The sequence below is a fragment of the Streptomyces sp. NPDC025273 genome (assembly GCF_040638585.1).
Lineage (GTDB): Bacteria > Actinomycetota > Actinomycetes > Streptomycetales > Streptomycetaceae > Streptomyces > Streptomyces cinereorectus.
Window position 1 is genome coordinate 283,230 of sequence record NZ_JBEZYP010000009.1, and the last position, 19,921, is coordinate 303,150.

At 72.2% G+C, this 19,921-nt stretch carries 17 protein-coding genes; 9 read left to right on the plus strand and 8 right to left on the minus strand.

Features of this window, described 5'->3' with window-relative positions; translation table 11 throughout:
- The first annotated feature begins 226 nt into the window (after nt 1–226).
- The 5 genes from AB0F38_RS17850 (at nt 227) to AB0F38_RS17870 (ending at nt 6,118) form a co-directional block, all read left to right on the plus strand.
- Nucleotides 227–991: an IclR family transcriptional regulator gene (locus tag AB0F38_RS17850; protein WP_361893569.1), complete on the plus strand. Its 765-nt coding sequence runs from the start codon at nt 227–229 to the stop codon at nt 989–991.
- Between the two features lie 275 nt (nt 992–1,266).
- A complete protein-coding gene (locus AB0F38_RS17855) occupies nt 1,267–2,058 on the plus strand; it encodes an MIP/aquaporin family protein (RefSeq protein WP_361893571.1) in 792 nt (263 codons plus the stop codon).
- A 41-nt stretch (nt 2,059–2,099) separates the two neighbouring features.
- Nucleotides 2,100–3,635, plus strand: coding sequence for a glycerol kinase GlpK (glpK, locus tag AB0F38_RS17860; RefSeq protein WP_361893574.1), 1,536 nt, complete (start codon nt 2,100–2,102; stop codon nt 3,633–3,635).
- Between the two features lie 5 nt (nt 3,636–3,640).
- The gene (locus AB0F38_RS17865) at nt 3,641–5,251 is read left to right on the plus strand and encodes a glycerol-3-phosphate dehydrogenase/oxidase (RefSeq protein ID WP_361893577.1); all 1,611 of its coding nucleotides are present in this window, start codon (nt 3,641–3,643) and stop codon (nt 5,249–5,251) included.
- Nucleotides 5,252–5,446: 195 nt separating this feature from the next.
- Complete coding sequence (locus tag AB0F38_RS17870) at nt 5,447–6,118, plus strand: FadR/GntR family transcriptional regulator (RefSeq protein ID WP_361893580.1); 672 nt, start codon at nt 5,447–5,449, stop codon at nt 6,116–6,118.
- 58 nt (nt 6,119–6,176) lie between these two features.
- Here the strand turns inward: AB0F38_RS17870 and AB0F38_RS17875 are convergent, their stop codons facing one another.
- Nucleotides 6,177–6,953: an SDR family oxidoreductase gene (locus AB0F38_RS17875; RefSeq protein ID WP_361893583.1), complete on the minus strand. Its 777-nt coding sequence runs from the start codon at nt 6,951–6,953 to the stop codon at nt 6,177–6,179.
- The gene (locus tag AB0F38_RS17880) at nt 6,950–8,272 is read right to left on the minus strand and encodes an L-fuconate dehydratase (protein WP_361893586.1); all 1,323 of its coding nucleotides are present in this window, start codon (nt 8,270–8,272) and stop codon (nt 6,950–6,952) included. The genes AB0F38_RS17875 and AB0F38_RS17880 overlap by 4 nt, the downstream gene beginning before the upstream one ends.
- A gap of 232 nt (nt 8,273–8,504) precedes the next feature.
- Here AB0F38_RS17880 and AB0F38_RS17885 point away from each other — a divergent pair, with 232 nt between their 5' ends.
- A complete protein-coding gene (locus AB0F38_RS17885; protein WP_361893589.1) occupies nt 8,505–9,545 on the plus strand; it encodes a PAC2 family protein in 1,041 nt (346 codons plus the stop codon).
- Between the two features lie 85 nt (nt 9,546–9,630).
- Here AB0F38_RS17885 and mshC read toward each other — a convergent pair whose 3' ends face one another.
- The 4 genes from mshC to AB0F38_RS17905 all read right to left on the minus strand — a co-directional run bounded on the left by mshC (nt 9,631) and on the right by AB0F38_RS17905 (nt 13,248).
- The gene (gene mshC / locus AB0F38_RS17890) at nt 9,631–10,860 is read right to left on the minus strand and encodes a cysteine--1-D-myo-inosityl 2-amino-2-deoxy-alpha-D-glucopyranoside ligase (RefSeq protein WP_361893592.1); all 1,230 of its coding nucleotides are present in this window, start codon (nt 10,858–10,860) and stop codon (nt 9,631–9,633) included.
- Nucleotides 10,861–11,011: 151 nt separating this feature from the next.
- The gene (locus AB0F38_RS17895; RefSeq protein ID WP_361893595.1) at nt 11,012–11,878 is read right to left on the minus strand and encodes an SCO1664 family protein; all 867 of its coding nucleotides are present in this window, start codon (nt 11,876–11,878) and stop codon (nt 11,012–11,014) included.
- Nucleotides 11,842–12,432 carry a DUF3090 domain-containing protein gene (locus AB0F38_RS17900; protein WP_361893598.1) on the minus strand — a complete coding sequence of 197 codons (591 nt, stop codon included), beginning with the start codon at nt 12,430–12,432 and terminating at the stop codon, nt 11,842–11,844. The genes AB0F38_RS17895 and AB0F38_RS17900 overlap by 37 nt, the downstream gene beginning before the upstream one ends.
- Before the next feature lie 105 nt (nt 12,433–12,537).
- Nucleotides 12,538–13,248: a histidine phosphatase family protein gene (locus tag AB0F38_RS17905; protein WP_361893601.1), complete on the minus strand. Its 711-nt coding sequence runs from the start codon at nt 13,246–13,248 to the stop codon at nt 12,538–12,540.
- Between the two features lie 63 nt (nt 13,249–13,311).
- Here AB0F38_RS17905 and corA point away from each other — a divergent pair, with 63 nt between their 5' ends.
- Nucleotides 13,312–14,298, plus strand: a complete 987-nt coding sequence (corA, locus tag AB0F38_RS17910) for a magnesium/cobalt transporter CorA (protein ID WP_361893604.1) — start codon at nt 13,312–13,314, stop codon at nt 14,296–14,298.
- A 21-nt stretch (nt 14,299–14,319) separates the two neighbouring features.
- Here the strand turns inward: corA and AB0F38_RS17915 are convergent, their stop codons facing one another.
- On the minus strand, nt 14,320–15,108 hold the full coding sequence (locus AB0F38_RS17915) for a ferritin-like domain-containing protein (protein ID WP_361893607.1): 789 nt from the start codon (nt 15,106–15,108) through the stop codon (nt 14,320–14,322).
- 203 nt (nt 15,109–15,311) lie between these two features.
- The gene (locus AB0F38_RS17920) at nt 15,312–16,364 is read right to left on the minus strand and encodes an LLM class F420-dependent oxidoreductase (RefSeq protein WP_361893609.1); all 1,053 of its coding nucleotides are present in this window, start codon (nt 16,362–16,364) and stop codon (nt 15,312–15,314) included.
- A 145-nt stretch (nt 16,365–16,509) separates the two neighbouring features.
- Here AB0F38_RS17920 and AB0F38_RS17925 point away from each other — a divergent pair, with 145 nt between their 5' ends.
- Nucleotides 16,510–17,493, plus strand: a complete 984-nt coding sequence (locus AB0F38_RS17925) for an aldo/keto reductase (RefSeq protein WP_361893612.1) — start codon at nt 16,510–16,512, stop codon at nt 17,491–17,493.
- Nucleotides 17,490–19,808: a helix-hairpin-helix domain-containing protein gene (locus AB0F38_RS17930; RefSeq protein WP_361893615.1), complete on the plus strand. Its 2,319-nt coding sequence runs from the start codon at nt 17,490–17,492 to the stop codon at nt 19,806–19,808. Before AB0F38_RS17925 ends, AB0F38_RS17930 begins: the two co-directional genes overlap by 4 nt.
- The last annotated feature ends 113 nt before the right edge of the window (nt 19,809–19,921 follow it).

Consider the following 19,921-nt stretch of genomic DNA (forward strand, 5'->3'; position numbering starts at 1 on the left):
AATGCGACGGCTGTCGGCTTCGCGCCCTTCCGCGGAGGGAGGGCACGCGGCCAGCGTAGCGGGGCGGGGCACGGGCCGGTCGTCGCGTCCCACGGGGCGGACTGCATGCTGTGCGGGGAACGGGGCCCGGCCGCGGGTGGCGCGGAATCGTCGCGGCACCGGACAGAGGTCGGCATCGACCGATAGTGTTCAGCATTGTCGAACCGAGGTGGAGGAGTACGGCGCGATGGCCAAGAACATCCAGTCGCTCGAGCGGGCAGCGGCGATGCTGCGTCTGCTGGCGGGCGGCGAGCGCCGGCTCGGGCTCTCCGACATCTCGTCCTCGCTGGGACTGGCCAAGGGCACCGCACACGGCATCCTGCGCACGCTCCAGCACGAGGGCTTCGTCGAGCAGGACCCGGCGTCCGGCCGCTACCAGCTCGGTGCCGAGCTGCTGCGCCTGGGCAACAGCTATCTCGACGTGCACGAGCTCCGGGCCCGCGCCCTGGTGTGGACCGACGACCTGGCACGCTCCAGCGGCGAGAGCGTCCACCTGGGCGTGCTGCACCAGCACGGCGTCCTGATCGTCCACCACGTCTTCCGGCCCGACGACAGCCGCCAGGTGCTGGAGGTCGGCGCGATGCAGCCGCTGCACTCCACCGCCCTGGGCAAGGTGCTCTCCGCCTACGACCCGGTCGCGCACAGCGAGGTCGTCGAGGTGGAGCGGCGGCCCTTCACCCCGCGCACCGTCACCGGCGAGCAGGAGTTCGAGTCGCTGCTCGACCTGATCCGGGCGCAGGGCTGGGCCTCCGACGTGGAGGAGACCTGGGAGGGCGTGGCGGCGGTGGCCGCCCCGGTCCACGACCGGCGCCGCATGCCGGTCGGCGCGGTGGCCGTGACGGGAGCCGTGGAGCGGGTGTGTCCGGGCGGGGAACTGCGCCCCGAGCTGATCGCCGCCGTGCGGGACTGCGCCCGCGCCGTCTCCAGGGACCTGGGGGCCGGGCGCTTCTGAGCGCGCTCCGAGCCGTCGGTAACGATCGAGTCCCGCACCGAGTCCCACGTCACAGAAGTCTTGACGCGTCCTTCATTGGGGAGAAACATTGCCGTTCACCGGTCGGCATTGTCGAACGCTTAACGGCAATACACGTTAGGGTGTGACAGTGCCGAGGGCCGGTCAAGCCCTTGCGGGTGAAGTACTCCGTACGTGACGAGTACCCACCTGGGGCGCGATCCACCGGAGGGACCCGGTGTTTCGCCTTCCCCTGGACGAAGGACAAAGGAGTCGCGGTGTCCAGCTCCGACATCTTCATCGGCGAGACCATCGGTACCGCCGTGCTCATCCTGCTCGGCGGCGGTGTCTGTGCCGCCGTCACGCTCAAGCGCTCGAAGGCGCAGAACGCCGGCTGGCTGGCCATCACCTTCGGGTGGGGTTTCGCCGTGCTGACCGCCGCGTACCTCGCCTCCGGCGTGTCCGGCGCCCACCTGAACCCCGCGGTCACGCTCGGCCTCGCGATCCAGGGCGGCACCGAGTGGAGCGACGTACCCGTGTACTTCGCCTCGCAGCTGCTCGGCGCGATGATCGGTGCCGTGCTCGTGTGGGCCGTGTACTACGGACAGTTCCACGCGCACCTCAACGATCCCGAGATCGTGAACGCCCAGCCCGCCGTGGAGGGCATGGTCGACCAGGCCGCCGCCCCCGAGGCCGGCCCCGTGCTCGGCATCTTCTCCACCGGTCCGGAGATCCGGCACGCAGTGCAGAACGTGGTCACGGAGGTCATAGCCACCCTCGTGCTGATCCTGGCGATCCTCACCCAGGGGCTCAACAACGACGGCAACGGACTCGGCACGCTCGGCGTGCTGATCACGGCCCTCGTCGTCGTCGGTATCGGCCTGTCGCTCGGCGGCCCGACCGGCTACGCGATCAACCCCGTACGTGACCTCGGTCCGCGCATCGTGCACGCGCTGCTGCCGCTGCCGAACAAGGGTGGTTCCGACTGGAGCTACGCCTGGGTACCGGTAGTGGGACCGCTCATGGGCGGTGCGCTGGCCGGCGGGCTCTACAACCTCGCCTTCGCCTGAGCCGTGACCCTCCAGACCACACAGACCTCCGGGAGCACACCGTGACCGACGCACACACCACCGGCCCGTTCATCGCGGCCATCGACCAGGGCACCACCTCCAGCCGCTGCATCGTCTTCGACAAGGACGGCCGGATCGTCTCCGTCGACCAGAAGGAGCACGAGCAGATCTTCCCCAAGCCCGGCTGGGTCGAGCACGACGCGACCGAGATCTGGGAGAACGTCCAGGAAGTCGTCGCGGGGGCGATCGTCAAGGCCGGCATCACCTCGGCCGACGTCAAGGCGATCGGCATCACCAACCAGCGCGAGACCACACTGCTGTGGGACAGGAACACCGGTGAGCCCGTCCACAACGCCCTCGTCTGGCAGGACACCCGTACCGACGCGCTCTGCAAGGAGCTCGGCCGCAACGTCGGCCAGGACCGCTTCCGCCGCGAGACGGGTCTGCCGCTCGCGTCGTACTTCGCCGGTCCGAAGGTCCGCTGGCTGCTCGACAACGTCGAGGGGCTGCGCGAGCGCGCCGAGCGGGGCGACATCCTCTTCGGGACCATGGATTCCTGGGTCATCTGGAACCTGACCGGCGGCACCGACGGCGGCGTGCACGTCACCGACGTCACCAACGCCTCGCGCACCCTCCTGATGAACCTCCACTCGATGCAGTGGGACGACAAGATCGTCCAGTCGATGGACATCCCGCCTGCCGTTCTGCCGGAGATCCGGTCCTCCGCCGAGGTGTACGGCACCGCCAAGGGCGGTGTCCTGGACGGGATCCCGGTGGCCTCCGCCCTCGGCGACCAGCAGGCCGCCCTGTTCGGCCAGACCTGTTTCGCCCAGGGCGAGGCCAAGTCCACGTACGGCACCGGCACCTTCATGCTGATGAACACCGGCCACACCCCGGTGAACTCCTACAACGGGCTGCTGACGACCGTCGGGTACCGGATCGGCGACCAGAAGCCGGTGTACGCCCTGGAGGGGTCCATCGCCGTCACCGGTTCGCTGGTGCAGTGGATGCGCGACCAGATGGGCCTGATCAAGTCCGCGGCCGAGATCGAGACGCTCGCCTCGTCGGTCGAGGACAACGGCGGCGCGTACTTCGTGCCCGCGTTCTCCGGTCTGTTCGCCCCGTACTGGCGCCCCGACGCCCGTGGTGTCATCGCCGGTCTCACCCGGTACGTCACCAAGGCGCACATCGCCCGTGCCGTGCTCGAGGCCACCGCCTGGCAGACCCGTGAGATCAGCGACGCCATGACGAAGGACTCCGGCGTCGAGCTGACCGCGCTCAAGGTCGACGGCGGCATGACCTCCAACAACCTGCTGATGCAGACGCTCTCCGACTTCCTGGACGCGCCCGTGGTGCGTCCCATGGTCGCCGAGACCACCTGCCTCGGCGCCGCCTACGCCGCCGGTCTCGCCGTCGGCTTCTGGCCGGACACCGACGCGCTGCGCGCCAACTGGCGCAGGGCCGCCGAGTGGACACCCCGCATGGACGCGGCCACCCGCGACCGCGAGTACCGGAGCTGGCTCAAGGCCGTGGAGCGATCCATGGGCTGGCTCGACGACGACACTGCCGAGGAGTAATCGACATGACCACCCTGCAGAGCGTCCCCGCCCTCGGGACGCATCCGGCCTCCGGCTCCCTTCCGAGCCGCGCCGAGACCCGGGAGCAGCTTTCCAAGGCGACGTACGACCTCCTGGTGATCGGCGGCGGCATCCTGGGCATCTCCACCGCCTGGCACGCCGCGCAGTCCGGACTGCGGGTGGCCCTGGTGGACGCCGGCGACTTCGCCGGCGCCACCTCCTCCGCCTCCTCCAAGCTCCTCCACGGCGGTCTGCGCTACCTGCAGACCGGCGCGGTGAAGCTGGTCGCGGAGAACCACTTCGAGCGGCGCGCGGTGTCCCGTCAGGTCGCACCGCACCTGGCCAATCCGCTCACCTTCTACCTGCCGGTCTACAAGGGCGGGCCGCACGGTGCGGCCAAGCTCGGTGCGGGCGTCTTCGCGTACTCGGCGCTGTCCGCGTTCGGCGACGGCGTCGGCCATGTGATCAGCCCGGCCCGGGCGCAGCGCGATGTGCCCGAGCTGCGTACGGACAACCTCAAGGCCGTCGCTGTCTACGGTGACGACCAGATGAACGACGCCCGGATGGCACTGATGACGGTCCGTGCGGCCGTCGAGGCCGGTGCCGTCGTGCTCAACCACGCCGCGGTCACCGGGCTGCGCTTCACCCGGGGCCGGGTCACCGGCGCCGAGCTGGAGGACCGTCAGGACGGTACGGAGTTCGGCGTGAACGCGCGCCTGGTGCTGAACGCCACCGGACCGTGGGTCGATCACCTGCGGAAGATGGAGAACCCGGACGCGGCGCCGTCCATCCGTCTGTCCAAGGGCGCGCACCTGGTCCTGAAGCGCACCCGTCCGTGGAAGGCGGCGCTGGCGACGCCGATCGACAAGTACCGCATCACGTTCGCCCTGCCGTGGGAGGACATGCTGCTGCTCGGTACGACCGACGAGGAGTACGAGGGCGATCCGGCCGACGTCTCGGTCACCGAGCAGGACACGGCCCAGATCCTGGACGAGGCGGCTTTCTCCGTCCGGGACCAGCAGCTGTCCCGCGACCTGATCACGTACTCCTTCGCGGGGCTGCGGGTGCTGCCGGGCGGTCCCGGGAGCACCTCGAAGGCCAAGCGCGAGACGGTGGTGACCGAGGGCCGGGGCGGCATGCTGTCGGTCGCGGGCGGCAAGTGGACGACGTTCCGCCACATCGGCCGCACAGTGATGAACAAGCTGGCCGCGCTGCCCGGACACCCCCTCACCGAGGACATGGAGCCGATGGCACGGCTGCCGCGGAAGCTCCCGCTGCCCGGTATCGCGAACCCGAACGCGGTGGCGCACCGGCTGATGGTCGACGGCGGCACGCCGGGTCCGCGGATGTCGGCCGACACGGCCCGGCACCTGGCCACCCACTACGGCTCGCTCTCCTTCGACATCGCGCGGCTGGCGAACGAGAACCCCGCACTGGCGGACCGGATCCACCCGGACGCGCCGGAGATCTGGGCACAGGTCGCGTACGCCCGCGACCGCGAGTGGGCCGAGACTGCGGACGACGTGCTGCGCCGCCGGACGACGCTGACGATCCGGGGCCTGGCGACGGACGAGGTCCGGGCGCGGGTCGAGGACATGCTGGCCGACCGGCACTGACGGTCGCGGGGAACGCAGGGGCGGCTCCGGGGGAGCCGCCCCTGCGCGTGTGTCCCCGGCCGGCTCGGTCCGCCCGCACCGCCTCCTCGTGGAGCGGGCGCGGGGCCGGTGACCGGGCGGGGGGTCACAGCACCGGTCGAGGGCCGCATAATGAGGCCCATACATCGGATGACTTGTGCGCGAGGAGGCCCCCACATGGCCGTCACCGACGAAGCGATCGAGAAGATCAAGGGGATGATCGTCTCGGGTGCTCTGAGGCCTGGCGACCGGCTTCCCAAGGAGAGCGAACTCGCCTCCGAACTGGGGCTTTCCCGCAACTCACTGCGCGAGGCGGTGCGTGCGCTGTCGCTGATCCGGATTCTCGACGTGCGCCAGGGCGACGGCACCTACGTCACCAGCCTGGATCCTCAGCTCCTGCTGGAGGCACTCAGTTTCGTGGTGGACTTCCACCGCGACGACACGGTGCTGGAGTTCCTCGCGGTGCGCCGGATCCTGGAGCCCGCCGCCACGGCGATGGCCGCGCTGCGCATCGAGGAGGGCCGGCTGGACGCGCTGGACGCGCAGCTGGACGCGCTGGGCGACGCTCCGTCGGTGGAGGAACTGGTCGCCTGCGATCTGGAGTTCCACCGCGGGATCGTCCAGGCCTCCGGCAACTCGGTCCTGTGCTCGCTGCTGGACGGACTGTCGGGGCCGACCACCCGGGCCAGGGTGTGGCGCGGGCTGACCCAGGAGGATGCGGTGAGCCGCACGCTGCACGAGCACCGGGCGATCCTCGCCGCCCTGCGGGACCGGGACGCGGAGGCTGCCCGGTCCTGGGCGACGGTGCACGTGGCGAGCGTGGAACAGTGGCTGCGCTCGACCCTGTGAGACGCGTTCCCGGGCGCGGGCCGGTGGACCGTGTCCGGTGCCCACCGGCCACCGCGGATCAGCGGGCGGGTCGCAGCCGCAGGCCCTGCATCCCGCCGTCGACGGCGAGCGCGGTGCCGGTGACGGACGCGGCTGCCGGGCTCGCCAGATAGACGACGGCGGCGGCGACCTCGTCCGCGGACACCAGCCGCCCCAGCGGCTGGCGGGCGTCGAGGGCGGCGCGCTCCGCGGCCGGGTCCTCGGCCTGCCCGAGCAGCCGGCCGATCCACGGGGTGTCGGCGGTGCCGGGGTTCACGCAGTTGACACGGATGCCCTCGCGGACGTGGTCGGCGGCCATGGCGAGGGTCAGCGAGAGCACCGCGCCCTTGCTCGCGCTGTACAGGGCGCGCTGCGGCAGGCCGGCGGTGGCGGCGATGGAGCAGGTCTGGGTGATCGACACGGCACCGGGGCGCCCGGCCGCGGCCCGGCGCAGATGGGGCAGGGTATGGCGGGCGGCGCGGACCATGCCGAGGACGTTGACGTCCAGGACGCGGGTCCATTCCTCGTCGGTGTTGTCCTCGACGGTGCCGATGGAGCCGATCCCGGCATTGGACACGAGGGTGTGCAGGCCGCCCAGTTCACCGGCGGCACGGTCGACGGCCTCCCGTACGGCGGCGTCGTCCGTCACGTCGGCCTCTACCGCGAGCACCCCGTCGGGGGCGCCCCTCGTCTCGCGGTCGAGTACGGCGACGCGTGCCCCGCGGGTGAGCAGCAGTCTCGCCACCGCGGCCCCGATGCCGGAGGCGCCGCCCGTCACCAGGGCGGACAGCCCGTCGAAGTCCTGTGTGCCGGTCATCGGCCGGTCTCCTCGGCGGTGCGGCGGGCCTGCCGGACAGGGCCCCGCGGGTAGATGTGGGCGGCGATCGAGTCCGGGAGCATCCGGGCGGAGAAGCCGGGTGCGCGGGGGGCGACGTAGTGGCCGTCCTCGATGACGGCCGGGTCGGCGAAGTGCTCGTGGAGATGGTCGACGTACTCGATGACCCGGTCCTCCCGGGTGCCGGAGACCGCGACGTAGTCGAACATCGAGAGGTGCTGCACCAGTTCGCACAGCCCGACGCCTCCGGCGTGCGGGCAGACGGGGACGCCGTACTTGGCGGCGAGCAGCAGGATCGCGAGGTTCTCGTTGACACCGGCGACCCGGGCGGCGTCGATCTGGACGAAGTCGACCGCGTTGGCCTGGAGCAGCTGCTTGAACACGACCCGGTTGGCGACGTGTTCGCCGGTGGCGACCTTGACGGGCTGTCCCGCCCGCACGGCGGCGTGCCCGAGCACGTCGTCGGGGCTGGTCGGTTCCTCTATCCAGTAGGGGTCGTACGGTGCGAGGGCGCGCATCCACTCCACGGCGGCGGCCACGTCCCAGCGCTGGTTGGCGTCGACGGCGATGCGGATGCCGGGGCCGACGGCGGTTCGGGCGAGCGCGAGTCTGCGGATGTCGTCGTCCAGGTCGGCGCCGACCTTGAGCTTGATCTGCGTGAAGCCGTCCGCGACCGCCTCCTTGGCCAGGCGCACGAGCTTGTCGTCGTCGTACCCGAGCCAGCCGGGTGAGGTCGTGTACGCGGGGTAGCCCTCGGCGAGCAGCCGTTCGGTGCGCCGCGCGCGGCCCGGTTCGGCGGCCCGGAGCAGGGCGAGCGCCTCCTGGGGGGTGAGCGCGTCCGTGAGGTAGCGGAAGTCGACGAGGGAGACGAGCTCCTGCGGCGACATCCCGGCGAGGAACTGCCAGACGGGCTGTCCCGCCTGCTTGGCCGCGAGGTCCCAGGCGGCGTTGACGACCGCGCCGGCCGCCATGTGCATCACGCCCTTCTCGGGCCCCAGCCAGCGCAGTTGGGAGTCGTGCGTGAGCTCGCGGTACAGCGCGCCGAGATCAGCGGCGTCGCGTGGCGCGGGGCGCCCCACCAGACGGGGGCGGAGCGTCTCGATCGCGGCGGCCATGACGTCGTTGCCGCGGCCGATGGTGAAACAGAAGCCATGCCCTTCGGTGCCGGCACCGTCCGTGCGCAGGACGACGTAGGCGGCCGAGTAGTCGGGGTCGGTGTTCATGGCGTCCGAGCCGTCCAGCTGTTCCGAGGTGGGAAACCGGATGTCGTGAACCTCGAGGTCGGTGACGGTCTGACTCATGTGCGCCCCCCAGGGGAATAACATCGGACCTCTATTTGGTCATCCGATGTATAGCGCCGGACGCTGCCGATCGTCCAGGGTCTGGCGCACATTCGATCAGTTCCGGACGGGTACAGCTCGGATGAATCAAGCACGTACACGGTTCACACATGCATGCAAACGGGCTTCGGCCGGGTAGGACGGAAGCCGTAAGGTTGGTCCGTACACAAGGGAACTTCGGAAGGAGGCCTGGGTGATCGAGCTCGAGGGGGTACCCGAGCTGATCGACCCGGTCATGGTGGCCGCGTTCGAAGGCTGGAACGACGCCGGTGACGCCGCCTCCACAGCGGTCGGACATCTGGACCGGGAATGGAAGGGCGAGGTGTTCGCGGCGCTCGACGCCGAGGACTACTACGACTTCCAGGTCAATCGGCCCACGGTGTGGCTGGACGGTGGGGTACGCAAGATCACGTGGCCCACCACGCGACTCTCCGTGGTCCGTATCGGCGGGGAGAAGCCCCGTGATCTGGTGCTGGTCCGTGGCATCGAGCCCTCCATGCGCTGGCGCTCGTTCTGCAACGAGATCCTGGGCTTCGCCCATGAGCTGGGCGTCGAGATGGTCGTCATCCTGGGGGCGCTGCTGGGCGACACCCCGCACACCAGGCCGGTGCCGGTGAGCGGGGTGACCTCGGACGCCGATCTGGCCAGAACCATGGATCTGGAGGAGACCAGGTACGAGGGCCCGACGGGCATCGTCGGCATCCTCCAGGAGGCCTGTACACATGCGGGGGTTCCCGCGGTGAGTCTGTGGGCGGCGGTGCCGCACTACGTGTCGCAGCCGCCGAACCCGAAGGCCACGCTGGCCCTGCTGAACCGTCTCGAGGATCTTCTCGGGCTGCGGATCCCGCTGGGCGAGCTGCCCGAGGACGCCCGTGCCTGGCAGCTCGGCGTCGACCAGCTGGCCGCCGAGGACAGCGAGGTCGCGGAGTACGTGCAGACGCTGGAGGAGGCGCGGGACACCGCGGAGCTGCCCGAGGCGTCCGGCGAGGCCATCGCCCGGGAGTTCGAGCGGTATCTCAGGCGCCATGACGGCGGGGGTCCGGGCCAGCCGCCCGGCGGCCACGCGACGGAGAGCGGCGACGTGCCCTATCTGCGGGACACGTCGAGCGGCCGTACAAGACCGCCGAAACCGCAGCGGCCGGAGGCGGAGCGGCCGGGGACGCCCCGGCCGAAGGACGGGGAGAAGCCCGAGGACCCGACCGCCGGGCCCGACGAGAACCCCTCGCAGGACTGACACCCCCGCCTGCCCGTACACACGGACCGGCCCCGGACTTCACGACGAAGTCCGGGGCCGTCCGTGTGTACGGGGTGGATGCGGACTACAGCGCGACACCCAGCAGGGCGTCGACGGTGCGCGAGACGAGGCCGGGCGCGCTCTCGTCCGTACCGCCGCCGGAGGTCTGCGCGGCGGCCCAGCGGTCCACGGCGGCGAGGGCGGCCGGGGCGTCCAGGTCGTCGGCGAGGGCCTCCCGCACCTCCTCGACCAGGGCGTCCGCACAGATTCCGTCGGGCCGGGAGACGGCGGCACGCCAGCGTGCGAGGCGCTCCACCGCGTCGGCGAGCACCTGGTCGGTCCATTCCCAGTCGGACCGGTAGTGGTGCGAGAGCAGCGCGAGCCTGATCGCCGCGGGGTCCACGTCCTCCCGGCGCAGTGCCGACACGAAGACGAGGTTGCCCTTGGACTTCGACATCTTCTCGCCGTTGAGGCCCACCATGCCGGCGTGCACGTAGGCGCGGGCGAACGGGTGCTCGCCGGTCAGCACCTGGGCGTGCGAGGCGCCCATCTCGTGGTGCGGGAAGGCGAGGTCGGAGCCGCCTCCCTGGACGTCGAAGCCCATGCCGAGGTGGTCCAGCGCGATGGCCACGCACTCGATGTGCCAGCCGGGGCGGCCGGGTCCGAGGGTGCCGCCGTCCCAGCTCGGCTCGCCCTCCCGGGCGGCCATCCAGAGCATCGGGTCGAGCGGGTTCTTCTTGCCGGGACGCTCCGGATCGCCGCCGCGTTCGGCGGAGAGCAGCCGCATGGCCTCGGCGTCGAGGCCGGAGACCTCGCCGAAGTGCGGGTCGGACTCGACGGAGAAGTAGACGTCCCCGTCGAGCTCGTACGCGGCGCCCGCGTCCCGGAGCCGCTCGACGAGCGGGACGATACCGGGTATGGCCTCCACCGCCCCGATGTAGTGCTGGGGCGGCAGCATGCGCAGGGCGGTCATGTCCTCCCGGAAGAGTGCCGTCTCGCGCTCGGCGAGCTCGGTCCAGTCCTCGCCGTCGCGCACGGCCCGCTCCAGCAGCGGATCATCCACGTCGGTCACGTTCTGGACGTAATGGACCTGCCGCTTGGTGTCGAGCCACACGCGCTGAACGAGGTCGAACGCGTTGTAGGTCGCCGCATGACCCATATGGGTCGCGTCGTACGGCGTGATGCCGCAGACGTAGATGCGGGCGACGGGACCGGGGTCAAGGGTGATCCGTCCGCCGGTCGCGGTGTCGTGGATCCGAAGGTCGCGGCCCTTGCCAGGCAGGGCGGGGACCTCAGAAGCGGGCCAGGCATGCATGTCATGAGCGTAACCGGACGATGCTTCCGGATACGAACCGGATGGGAGATCGTGGCGCAAGAGGCGGTCTTGCGCGTGCGGCGCCTGCCCTCCGGCGCCCGTTCCCGCTCGGGGGCCTGCCCTCCGGCCCCGGGGGCCGGACGGGCGTGGTTCACACCGGCGGCCACGGAATGGCAGGCCACTCCCCGCTCGGCTGCGGATGGCGCCCGGCCTCCCGCAGCCCCGCCACCCTTGCGCGCAGCGCGTCGAGCTCCGCCGCCGTGATCAGCTCAGCCAGCCGGGTGGCGAGCGCCGTCCCCGGCTCCAGGCCGGCGGACAGCCGGTCGAGCACCTCCACGGCCTCCGCGGTCAGGGGTTCGCCCGCCCACCCCCACAGCAGGGTCCGCAGTTTGTCGTCCGCGTTGAAGGTCACTCCGTGATCGATGCCGTACAGCCGGCCGCCGGGTGCGGGCAGCAGGTGCCCTCCCTTGCGGTCGCCGTTGTTGATCACCGCGTCCAGGACCGCCAGCCTGCGCAGACGCGGGTCGTCGGCGTGCACCAGCAGGGCCGTCCGCCCCTCCCCCACCTCGGCGAAGCCGACGGCCTTCCAGCCGTCTCCCGGCTCCCCGTCCTCGACGAGCGCGAGCAGTGGCGGCAGCCCGTACGCACCCGCGGGCCCGTCGGCGGCCTCGTCCGGCTCGTCCGCCTCGATCCACAGCTGGCACATCCCCTGGCCGTAGGGGCCCTCCCGCAGCACGGTGGGCGGCACGAGCCCCCACCCGGTGGACTCGGAGATCTCGTACGCCGCCACCTCGCGCTGGGCGAGCGTGCCGTCCGGGAAGTCCCAGAGCGGCTGCTCCCCGGCAACAGGCTTGTAGACGCAGGCGCGTTCCTCACCCTGGTGCGCGACCGTGCAGTACAGCACCGCGTTCGACGCGCCCCGTACCTGTCCGAGGACCGTGAGCTCCCCCTCGGCGAGCAGGGTGCGCAGCCCGGCCTCCGTCAGGCTCCGCGACGGTATCCGTTCTGGCGCGGACATACGTGTCCTTCCGGGTCGAGGGGCAGGCTGCACAGCGGGCACGGTGGCCGGCCGGCGTTCACGACGTCCAGGGCACGCTTGGCGAACGCCCTGGCCTGGGCGCCGCTCAGCCGCACGCGCAGCATCGGCGGGCCGTTCACCTCGTCCTGCAGGAGCCGCTCCTCGGCCTCCGCGAGATCGTCGTCGGAGTCGGCGTCCAGCTCGACGAGGGCCTGCGCCTCGACGATCATGCGCTGCTCCTCGCCGTCCCAGGCGAGAGCCATCGTGCCGACCCTGAACTCCTCCTCGACGGGAGCGTCGAGCGGAGCGGTGTCGGTGACGTCCATGGGTGCCACGGCCGGCACCGGTGAACTGCCGCCGGTCCGCCGGACGACCTCGTCGAGGAGTTCGTCGATCCGTTCGGCCAACGCGGCAACCTGGGTCTTCTCCAGGGCCACGCTCGTGACCCGTCCCCTCGAGGATGCCTGCAGGAAAAACGTACGGCGGCCAGGCAGCCCGACCGTACCGGCCACGAAACGGTCCGGAGGGTCGTAGAGGAACACCTGACGGGACACGTCCTGTCTCCCTTGAGAATGTGGGGGCGGATGGAGGGCGGCCGGGGCCCGGGGGGATGTCCCCACGAGGCCTCTACGGCGCGTCCACCCTACTGCGCGGAGCGATCACGGTGCCCCAGCACCGCCCCCGACGGCCGCATCCGTCGCCGTGTCCCCCGCCGCGTCCGCCCCGATGCCCTGTTCGCGCGGGGCCAACGACGCGAAGTCGCCGGTGTCGCCGAGGCGCAGGAGGAAGGGGCGCAGCCGCGTGTAGCGGATCGCGGTGACCGAGCAGGGGTCGGCGTGGATACGCTGGAAGAGGTCGAGGTGCATGCCGAGCGCGTCGGCGACGAGTGCCTTGATGATGTCGCCGTGCGAACACATGACGTAGGTGGCGTCGTCCCCGTGCTCCGACTCGACCCGGGCGTTCCAGTCCCGTACGGCCTCGACGGCCCGGGCCTGCATGGCCCGCATGGACTCACCGCCGGGGAACGCGGCGGCCGAGGGGTGCTGCTGCACGACGGACATCAGCGGTTCGTCGGAGAGTTCCGCGAGTTTGCGCCCCGACCAGTCGCCGTAGTCGCATTCACTGATCCGGTCCTCGGTGTGCAGCGTGAGGCCGGGGCGGGCGTCGAGCAGCGGCCGGAGCGTCTCGCGGCAGCGCTGCAGGGGACTGCTGACGGCCGCGACGAGGGTGAGGGCGGCCAGCCGTCCGGGCAGCGCGGCGGCCTGTCCGGCGCCGCGTTCGTCGAGGGCGACCCCCGGGGTCCGCCCCGCGAGCACTCCGGCGGTGTTGGCGGTCGAGCGTCCGTGGCGTACGAGGATGAGCGTGGGCATACCCGCCAGCGTAGAGGGCACGGTACAGGTGCACTGAAGGCCGGGGCAGGGAAGAATGCGCGCGTGATCGTGGACTGTGGCATTTACCGGGACGGACGCCGGACGGACGGCCCCGCCGACTTCTCCGATGCCCTGGAGGAGGCGCGGGCCGCCGGGGACGGGTTCGTCTGGATCGGGCTGCACGAGCCCACGGAGAAGGAGTTCGACCTCGTCAGCAGCGAGTTCGGGCTCCATCCGCTGGCGGTGGAGGACGCCCTGCGCGCGCATCAGCGGCCCAAGCTGGAGATCTACGACGACTCGCTGTTCGTGGTCGTCAAGCCGGTGGTCTACGAGCAGGAGAGCGACACGGTCAGCACCGACGAACTGATGATCTTCGTGGGCGACTCCTTCGTGGTGACGGTCAGGCACGGCGAGGGCGCGCCTCTCGCGGCGGTACGCCGCCGTCTGGAGGCCGAGCCCGAGGTGCTCAGGCACGGCCCCACGGCGGTGCTGTACGCGGTCAGTGACGCCGCGGTGGACCACTACATCGAGGTCGCGGCCGAGCTGCAGGCCGACCTGGAGGAGCTGGAGGCCCAGGTGTTCGCGCCCAGCGGCTCCGGCGATTCGAAGAACACCGCCGCGCGCATCTACACCTTCAAGCGGCAGGTGCTGGAGTTCCGCCGGGCGACCGGCCCGCTGAGCGCGCCGATGGCCCGGCTCGCCGGCCCAGGCGTGCCGTTCGTCGACAAGCACTCGCAGCCGTTCTTCCGGGACGTGAACGATCACCTGACCCGCGCCAACGAGCATGTGGAGGGGCTGGACCGGCTCCTCTCCGACATCCTGGCGGCCCATCTGGCGCAGATGGGGGTGCGGCAGAACGACGACATGCGCAAGATCTCGGCGTGGGCCGCGATGGCGGCCGTGCCGACCATGGTGGCCGGCGTCTACGGCATGAACTTCACGCACATGCCCGAGCTGGACTGGGCGTGGACGTATCCGGCGGTGGTCGCGCTGATGGGCTGCGCGGTCTTCGGCCTGTACCGCCTGTTCAAGCGCCGCGGCTGGATGTAGCCCTGGGGGGCCGCGGAGGCCTCAGGCGAACTCCGCCTCGGTCTCCACCGGACCGCCCAGGGCGTTGCGCCGCGCGGGCGGTGCCAGGCTCACCATGCGCCGCCAGCCGGCCAGCCGTTCGTAGGCGTACGTCGCGTGGATGCCCGCTGCGAGCACGGCCGCCTTGGGGCGGGACCAGCCCAGCACCCGGCCCATGTGGCTCATCACGGCGAGGCTGACGTCGCGGTACACGCGGATCTCGGCCCGGGCGCAGTCGCGCAGGACGGACTGGATCGTCCTGCCGTGCCCGGCCCGGGCGAAGCGCAGCAGTTCCTCATGGCAGTACGCGAGGTGGTTGTCCTCGTCACGCGCGATCATCTTGACCGCGTGGCCGAGAGCGGGGTGGCCGGCGAAGTGCCTGAGCAGGAGCCGCATCTGCTCGGAGGCCCGCTGTTCGGTGACACGGCTGTGGGCCAGGTACACGATGATGTCCCGCTCGGTGAGCGGTTCGTCACGGTTGAGCCGGTCATGGGCGAGGCCGATGCCGTGGCGCTCGAGGAGCAGCGTGTAGTCCGTCTCGTACGGCACCGCGGCCGGCTGCAGCCCGCGCTGCTTCAGCAGGCCGTTGAAGATCCGGCCGTGCTTCTCCTCGTCGGCTCCGTGCCGGGCGACCTTGGGAGCGAGCTCGCGAAGCCCCGCGGGGACGAGGGCGGCGATACGGCCGTTCTCCCAGCCGCCCTGGGACTCCCCGCCCGCGGCGATGGAACAGAACAGCCGGAAGGACTCGTCGTTGTCGAGGATTTCCTGGAACAGACTCTTTGCCGACAGCATCACTGCCACCTTTCGCTCCGGTGTCCGCAGAGGCACAGTCAAATTCCGTACGGAGCGGTAGGCAACAGGAACGGGGCCGGGCGGGGTACGGGCGTAACCGGGAGGCGCGCGGCGCGTTGTTCCGGGTGACGGCCGTGGCGGGGAGGACCCCCCGAGCCCCCACCACGGCCGTAGAACTGTTCCGGGAGGGTCCGGCGGGGCGGCTACGCGGCCAGGCCGGAGCGCTCCAGGGCGTCCGTGCCGGCGCGCAGGGCCGCGATCCGCTCGTCTAGCGTGAAGCCCGCGGGGGCGAGGGTGAGCGTGGTGACACCCGCGGCCGCGTAGGCCTGCATCCGCTCGGCGATCCGCTCCACCGGACCGAGCAGCGTGGTCTGGTCGATGAGCTGGTGCGGCACGGCGGCCGCGGCGCCGCTCTTGTCGCCGGACAGGTACGCGTCCTGGATCTCGGCCGCTTCCTTCTCGTAGCCCATGCGCTGGGCGAGCTGGTTGTAGAAGTTCTGCTTGCGGCTGCCCATGCCGCCGACGTACAGGGCGGTGTAGGGGCGGAACATGTCGGCGAGGCCGTTGACGTCGTCGCCGACCGCGAGCGGCAGCGTGGGACAGACGTCGAACCCCTCCATCGTCTTCCCGGCCTTCTCCCGCCCGGCCCGCAGGTGCTTCACCGCGGTCTCCTCGAGGTGGTCGGCGGACGGGAAGATCAGCAGGGCCCCGTCGGCGATCTCACCGGTCTGCTCCAGGTTCTTCGGGCCGATCGCGGCGATGTAGAGGGGAATGTGCTCGCGCTGCGGGTGGACGGTCAGCTTGATGGGCTTGCCCGGACCGTCCGGCAGCGGCAGCGTCCAGTGCTCGCCGTCGTACGACAGGCGCTCCCGGGACATCGCCTTGCGCACGATCTCGACGTACTCCCGGGTGCGCGCCAGCGGCTTGTCGAACTTGACGCCGTACCAGCCTTCGGAGACCTGGGGTCCGGACACGCCGAGACCGAGGCGGAAGCGGCCCCCGGAGAGGGAGTCGAGGGTGGCCGCGGTCATCGCCGTCATGGCGGGCTGGCGGGCCGGGATCTGCATGATGGCCGAGCCGATGTCGATGGACACGGTCTGCGCCGCGACCCACGCGAGCACCGTCGGGACGTCGGAGCCGTAGGCCTCGGCCGCCCAGCAGACGTCGTAGCCGAGCCGGTCGGCCTCCTGGGCGACGGCGAGGTTGTCGCCGTCCATACCCGCACCCCAGTAACCGAGATTGATGCCGAGCCGCATAGCCACGCTCCCTCTACCGATCAGTAACGTACCTGTGTCCCGGACTCTAGCGCGGGGTTCCGGGATCCGGCAGGTCCGGCAGCCGGCTGCCGGGTTGTCCACAGGCTTCCACCCCGTGGAGCCGTGGCCAGTAATCTCAGCGCCCATGGAGCAGAGGCATCTCGGCCGTACCGGCCTTCGCGTGTCCCGGATCGGGCTCGGCACCCTCACCTGGGGCCGGGACACCGACGAGCACGACGCCGCCGACCAGCTGAAGGCCTTCTGGGACGTGGGCGGCACGCTCGTCGACACCGCGGACGTGTACGGCGGCGGGGAGGCGGAGTACCTGCTCGGGCGGCTCGTCGACACGCTGGTGCCGCGCCAGGATCTGGTCATCGCGACCAAGGCGGGCAGCGTCCGCGACCCCTACCGCCGCTCCGACGGATCGCGCGGGCATCTCCTCGCCGCGCTCGACGCGTCCCTGGAGCGGCTCGGGACGGACTACGTGGATCTGTGGCAGATCCACGCCTTCGACCCCGTGACGCCGCTGGACGAGACGCTGCAGGCGCTGGACCTGGCGGTGTCGTCGGGGCGCGTGCGGTACGCGGGGGTGTCGAACTTCAGCGGCTGGCAGCTGGCCAAGGCCGCCACCTGGCAGCTCGCCTCCCCCGGGCTGCGCACCCGGCTGGCCAGTACGCAGATGGAGTACTCGCTGCTGCAGCGGGGCGTCGAGCGGGAGGTGCTGCCTGCGGCGCTGGACCTCGGGGTGGGGCTGCTTCCCTCGTCCCCGCTCGGCCGCGGGGTGCTGACCGGCAAGTACCGCGCCGGCACGCCGTCCGACTCGCGAGGAGCTTCGGAGCAGCTGGCGCCGTTCGTCGAGCCGTATCTCGACGAACCCGCGCGCCGGATCGTGGACGCGGTGTCCACGGCCGCGGACGGCCTGGCCACGACGGCCCTCCATGTCGCGCTCGCCTGGGTTCGGGACCGCCCCGGGGTGGTGGCCCCGGTCGTCGGCGCGCGCAACGCGCGGCAGCTGACCGAGGCGTTGTCGGTGGAGGCGCTTAGTCTTCCTGACGAGATCTGCCAGGCGCTCGACGATGTGTCGGCGCCCGTGCACCGTTATCCCGACCAGGACTGGAGCACGCTGTGACTGCGCTTCCCCGGGGGGAAACCCCGGACCCCGCGGCCGAGAACGACGAGGACCGCGGCCCCGACGCCGTTGCCGGCGGCACGCCCGGCGAGGACGGCGCGGAAGGTGCGAAGCGGGCTCCCGAGACCGTGGACGAGGACCCGGCGGCCGAGGAGGTGACTCCCACGACCGCGGCGAGGACCACCGAGGGAGCCGCGGGAGGGAGTGCGCAGGAGGCTCCCGCGACCGATGGGGCATCCGCCAGCGACACGGCCGACGGGCCGGCCGCGCTCTCGGAGGCCGAGGCGGAGCTGGCCGCCCAGCGCGAGTTGCGCGAGCGGATCGAGAAGCGCAAGGCCGAGAAGGAGGGGCCCATCCCGGCGGGTACGAAGCTGAGCGGCCCGGCGGCCGACCTGCTCGCGGCCGTTCGCGCCGTGGAAAGCGGCGAGAAGCCGGGCACGGCCTTCTTCGACTCGCCCGCGACGGCGCCCGCACCCCGCCGGGCCGCCCCCTCCGGCCCGGCGCCCGCCCGGCCGTCCCCGGCCCCCGCGCGGCCCGCCGTCCGCAGCGCGTCCCCCGAGGCCGCGGCCTCGGTCGCGGCCGTGCTCGCCCAGGGCGGGGCACCCGAGGCCTTGGCCCGCCCGGCGGCTGCGACGCTCGGTGAGCAGGCCGCGGACCTCCTGCGCGAGGATCCCTGGCAGCTGCTGTCCGTGCCCGGTGTCCGCCCGGAACAGGCCGACGGCTTCGCGCGAGCCCTGCTGGGCGCGGAGTGCGGGCCGGACGACGAGCGGCGCACGGCGGCCCTCGTGGGCTGGCAGCTGGAAAGCGCCGCGCTGCGGGGCCACACCGCGCTCGACGCGTCGCAGGTGCGCGCGGCGCTCGCCGGGCGCGCGGTGACCGATCCCGAGGCGGCCGTGCAGCACGCCGTCGCCGAGGGCGTGGTCCTCGTCTTCCAGGACGGCCTCGATCCGTCGCAGGCGCCGGATGCCGCGCGGACGGAGGAGACGGACGGCGAGGAGGCCGGGGACGGGACGCGCGACGCGCAGGAGCCGGTGCCGGTCCTGCTGGGCCTCGACCGGTACGCCCTGGCCGAGGAAAGCCTCGCCGACGGCCTGGGGCGCCTCATCAACTCCTGCGAGAGGGGCGCCGACTGGGCGGATGCCGCTGCCGCGGCCCCGTCCCCCTCGGCGGGTGAGCTGATCCGGACGGTCGCGACCGCCGGGCTGGTGGCCCACAGCGGCGGCGAGAGTGCCCGGGCCGAGCCCGCCGCCCTGATCGCCGCCGCGCGCGCCCTGGGGCTGCGGGCCCTCGCGACCGCCCACAGCACGGACGGCGTGCGCAGGCTGACCGCCGCGGCCGGTGACCCGCAGGCCGCCGTGACGCTCTCCGGCCTGTTGTCCGGCACCGCCGGTCCGGGCCGGGACGCGGACGGTGCGTTCGCCCTCGATCTGCTGGTGGTGCTGGACGCCCCGCAGCTCGACGTGGAGACCGCCGCGATGCTGGTGGAGGCCCTGGCCGACGGCACCCGGCTGGTGCTGAGCGGCGATCCGGGTGTGCTCGGGTCCGCCGGGGCGGGCCGGGTGTTCGCGGATGTGCTCGCCGCGCGCGCCTGCCCCCAGGTGGTGTCCCGCACCCCGGACCCCGGGCCGATCGGCGAGCTGGTCTCGGGCATCGGCATCGGCGAGATCGGCCCGGTCGACGCACCTGGCAAGGAGGTCGTGATCGTCCCCGTCCGGGATGCCGGTGAGGCCGTCCACCGCACGGTGCAGCTGGTCGCCGACTCGGTGCCGCGCGCCATCGGCGTACCCTCCTCCGACACCCAGGTGATCACCGTCGGGCACGGTGGTCCGGCGGGCACCACGGCGCTGAACGCGGCGCTCAAGCAGCGGCTCAACCCCGGCCCCGGCCGGTTCGGCGGGTTCGACCCCGGCGACCGCGTCGTCCATGTGCCCGCACCCGGCAGGGCGGTCCCCGGGTCGGTCGTCTCGGCCGACGCCGAGGGGCTGCACCTGGACTGCGCGGGCACACCCGTCGTCGTCCCCCAGCACGGGGTGGGGTCGTCGGTGCGGCACGGCTGGGCGCTCAGTGCCCATCAGGCGGCCGGGATGCGCTGGCCCGCCGTGGTGGTCGTCCTGCCGGGCGACGCGGCCCGGGGCCTGAGCCGGCCATGGGTGTACACCGCGTTCAGCCGCGCCGAGCGGCACCTGTCCGTGGTGCACGGCGTGGATCAGGCGCTGCCGCGCGCGGTGGCCGAGACCCCCGCACAGGAGCGGACGACCCGGCTGCGCCCCCTCCTGGAGGCGCTCCCGGCCCCGGACGCCGTCCAGGCCCCGTAGGAGCAGGCCCGGACGGACCGGACGGGGGGGCGAGCCGCCGGGCCCCCGGCGCCCCGCCGGGCCCCGGGGCGGGGCGCGCGTTGGCGGGGTGGGCCCGGGAAGAAGGGGGGGGC

Bases quoted from the DNA above. Each gene is read 5' to 3' on its own strand.
- AB0F38_RS17850 (WP_361893569.1), top strand. From the start codon at position 227: ATGGCCAAGAACATCCAGTCGCTCGAGCGGGCAGCGGCGATGCTGCGT.
- AB0F38_RS17865 (WP_361893577.1), top strand. From the start codon at position 3,641: ATGACCACCCTGCAGAGCGTCCCCGCCCTCGGGACGCATCCGGCCTCC.
- AB0F38_RS17870 (WP_361893580.1), top strand. From the start codon at position 5,447: ATGGCCGTCACCGACGAAGCGATCGAGAAGATCAAGGGGATGATCGTC.
- AB0F38_RS17875 (WP_361893583.1), bottom strand. From the start codon at position 6,953: ATGACCGGCACACAGGACTTCGACGGGCTGTCCGCCCTGGTGACGGGC.
- AB0F38_RS17880 (WP_361893586.1), bottom strand. From the start codon at position 8,272: ATGAGTCAGACCGTCACCGACCTCGAGGTTCACGACATCCGGTTTCCC.
- mshC (WP_361893592.1), bottom strand. From the start codon at position 10,860: ATGCATGCCTGGCCCGCTTCTGAGGTCCCCGCCCTGCCTGGCAAGGGC.
- AB0F38_RS17895 (WP_361893595.1), bottom strand. From the start codon at position 11,878: ATGTCCGCGCCAGAACGGATACCGTCGCGGAGCCTGACGGAGGCCGGG.
- AB0F38_RS17905 (WP_361893601.1), bottom strand. From the start codon at position 13,248: ATGCCCACGCTCATCCTCGTACGCCACGGACGCTCGACCGCCAACACC.
- AB0F38_RS17915 (WP_361893607.1), bottom strand. From the start codon at position 15,108: ATGCTGTCGGCAAAGAGTCTGTTCCAGGAAATCCTCGACAACGACGAG.
- AB0F38_RS17920 (WP_361893609.1), bottom strand. From the start codon at position 16,364: ATGCGGCTCGGCATCAATCTCGGTTACTGGGGTGCGGGTATGGACGGC.
- AB0F38_RS17925 (WP_361893612.1), top strand. From the start codon at position 16,510: ATGGAGCAGAGGCATCTCGGCCGTACCGGCCTTCGCGTGTCCCGGATC.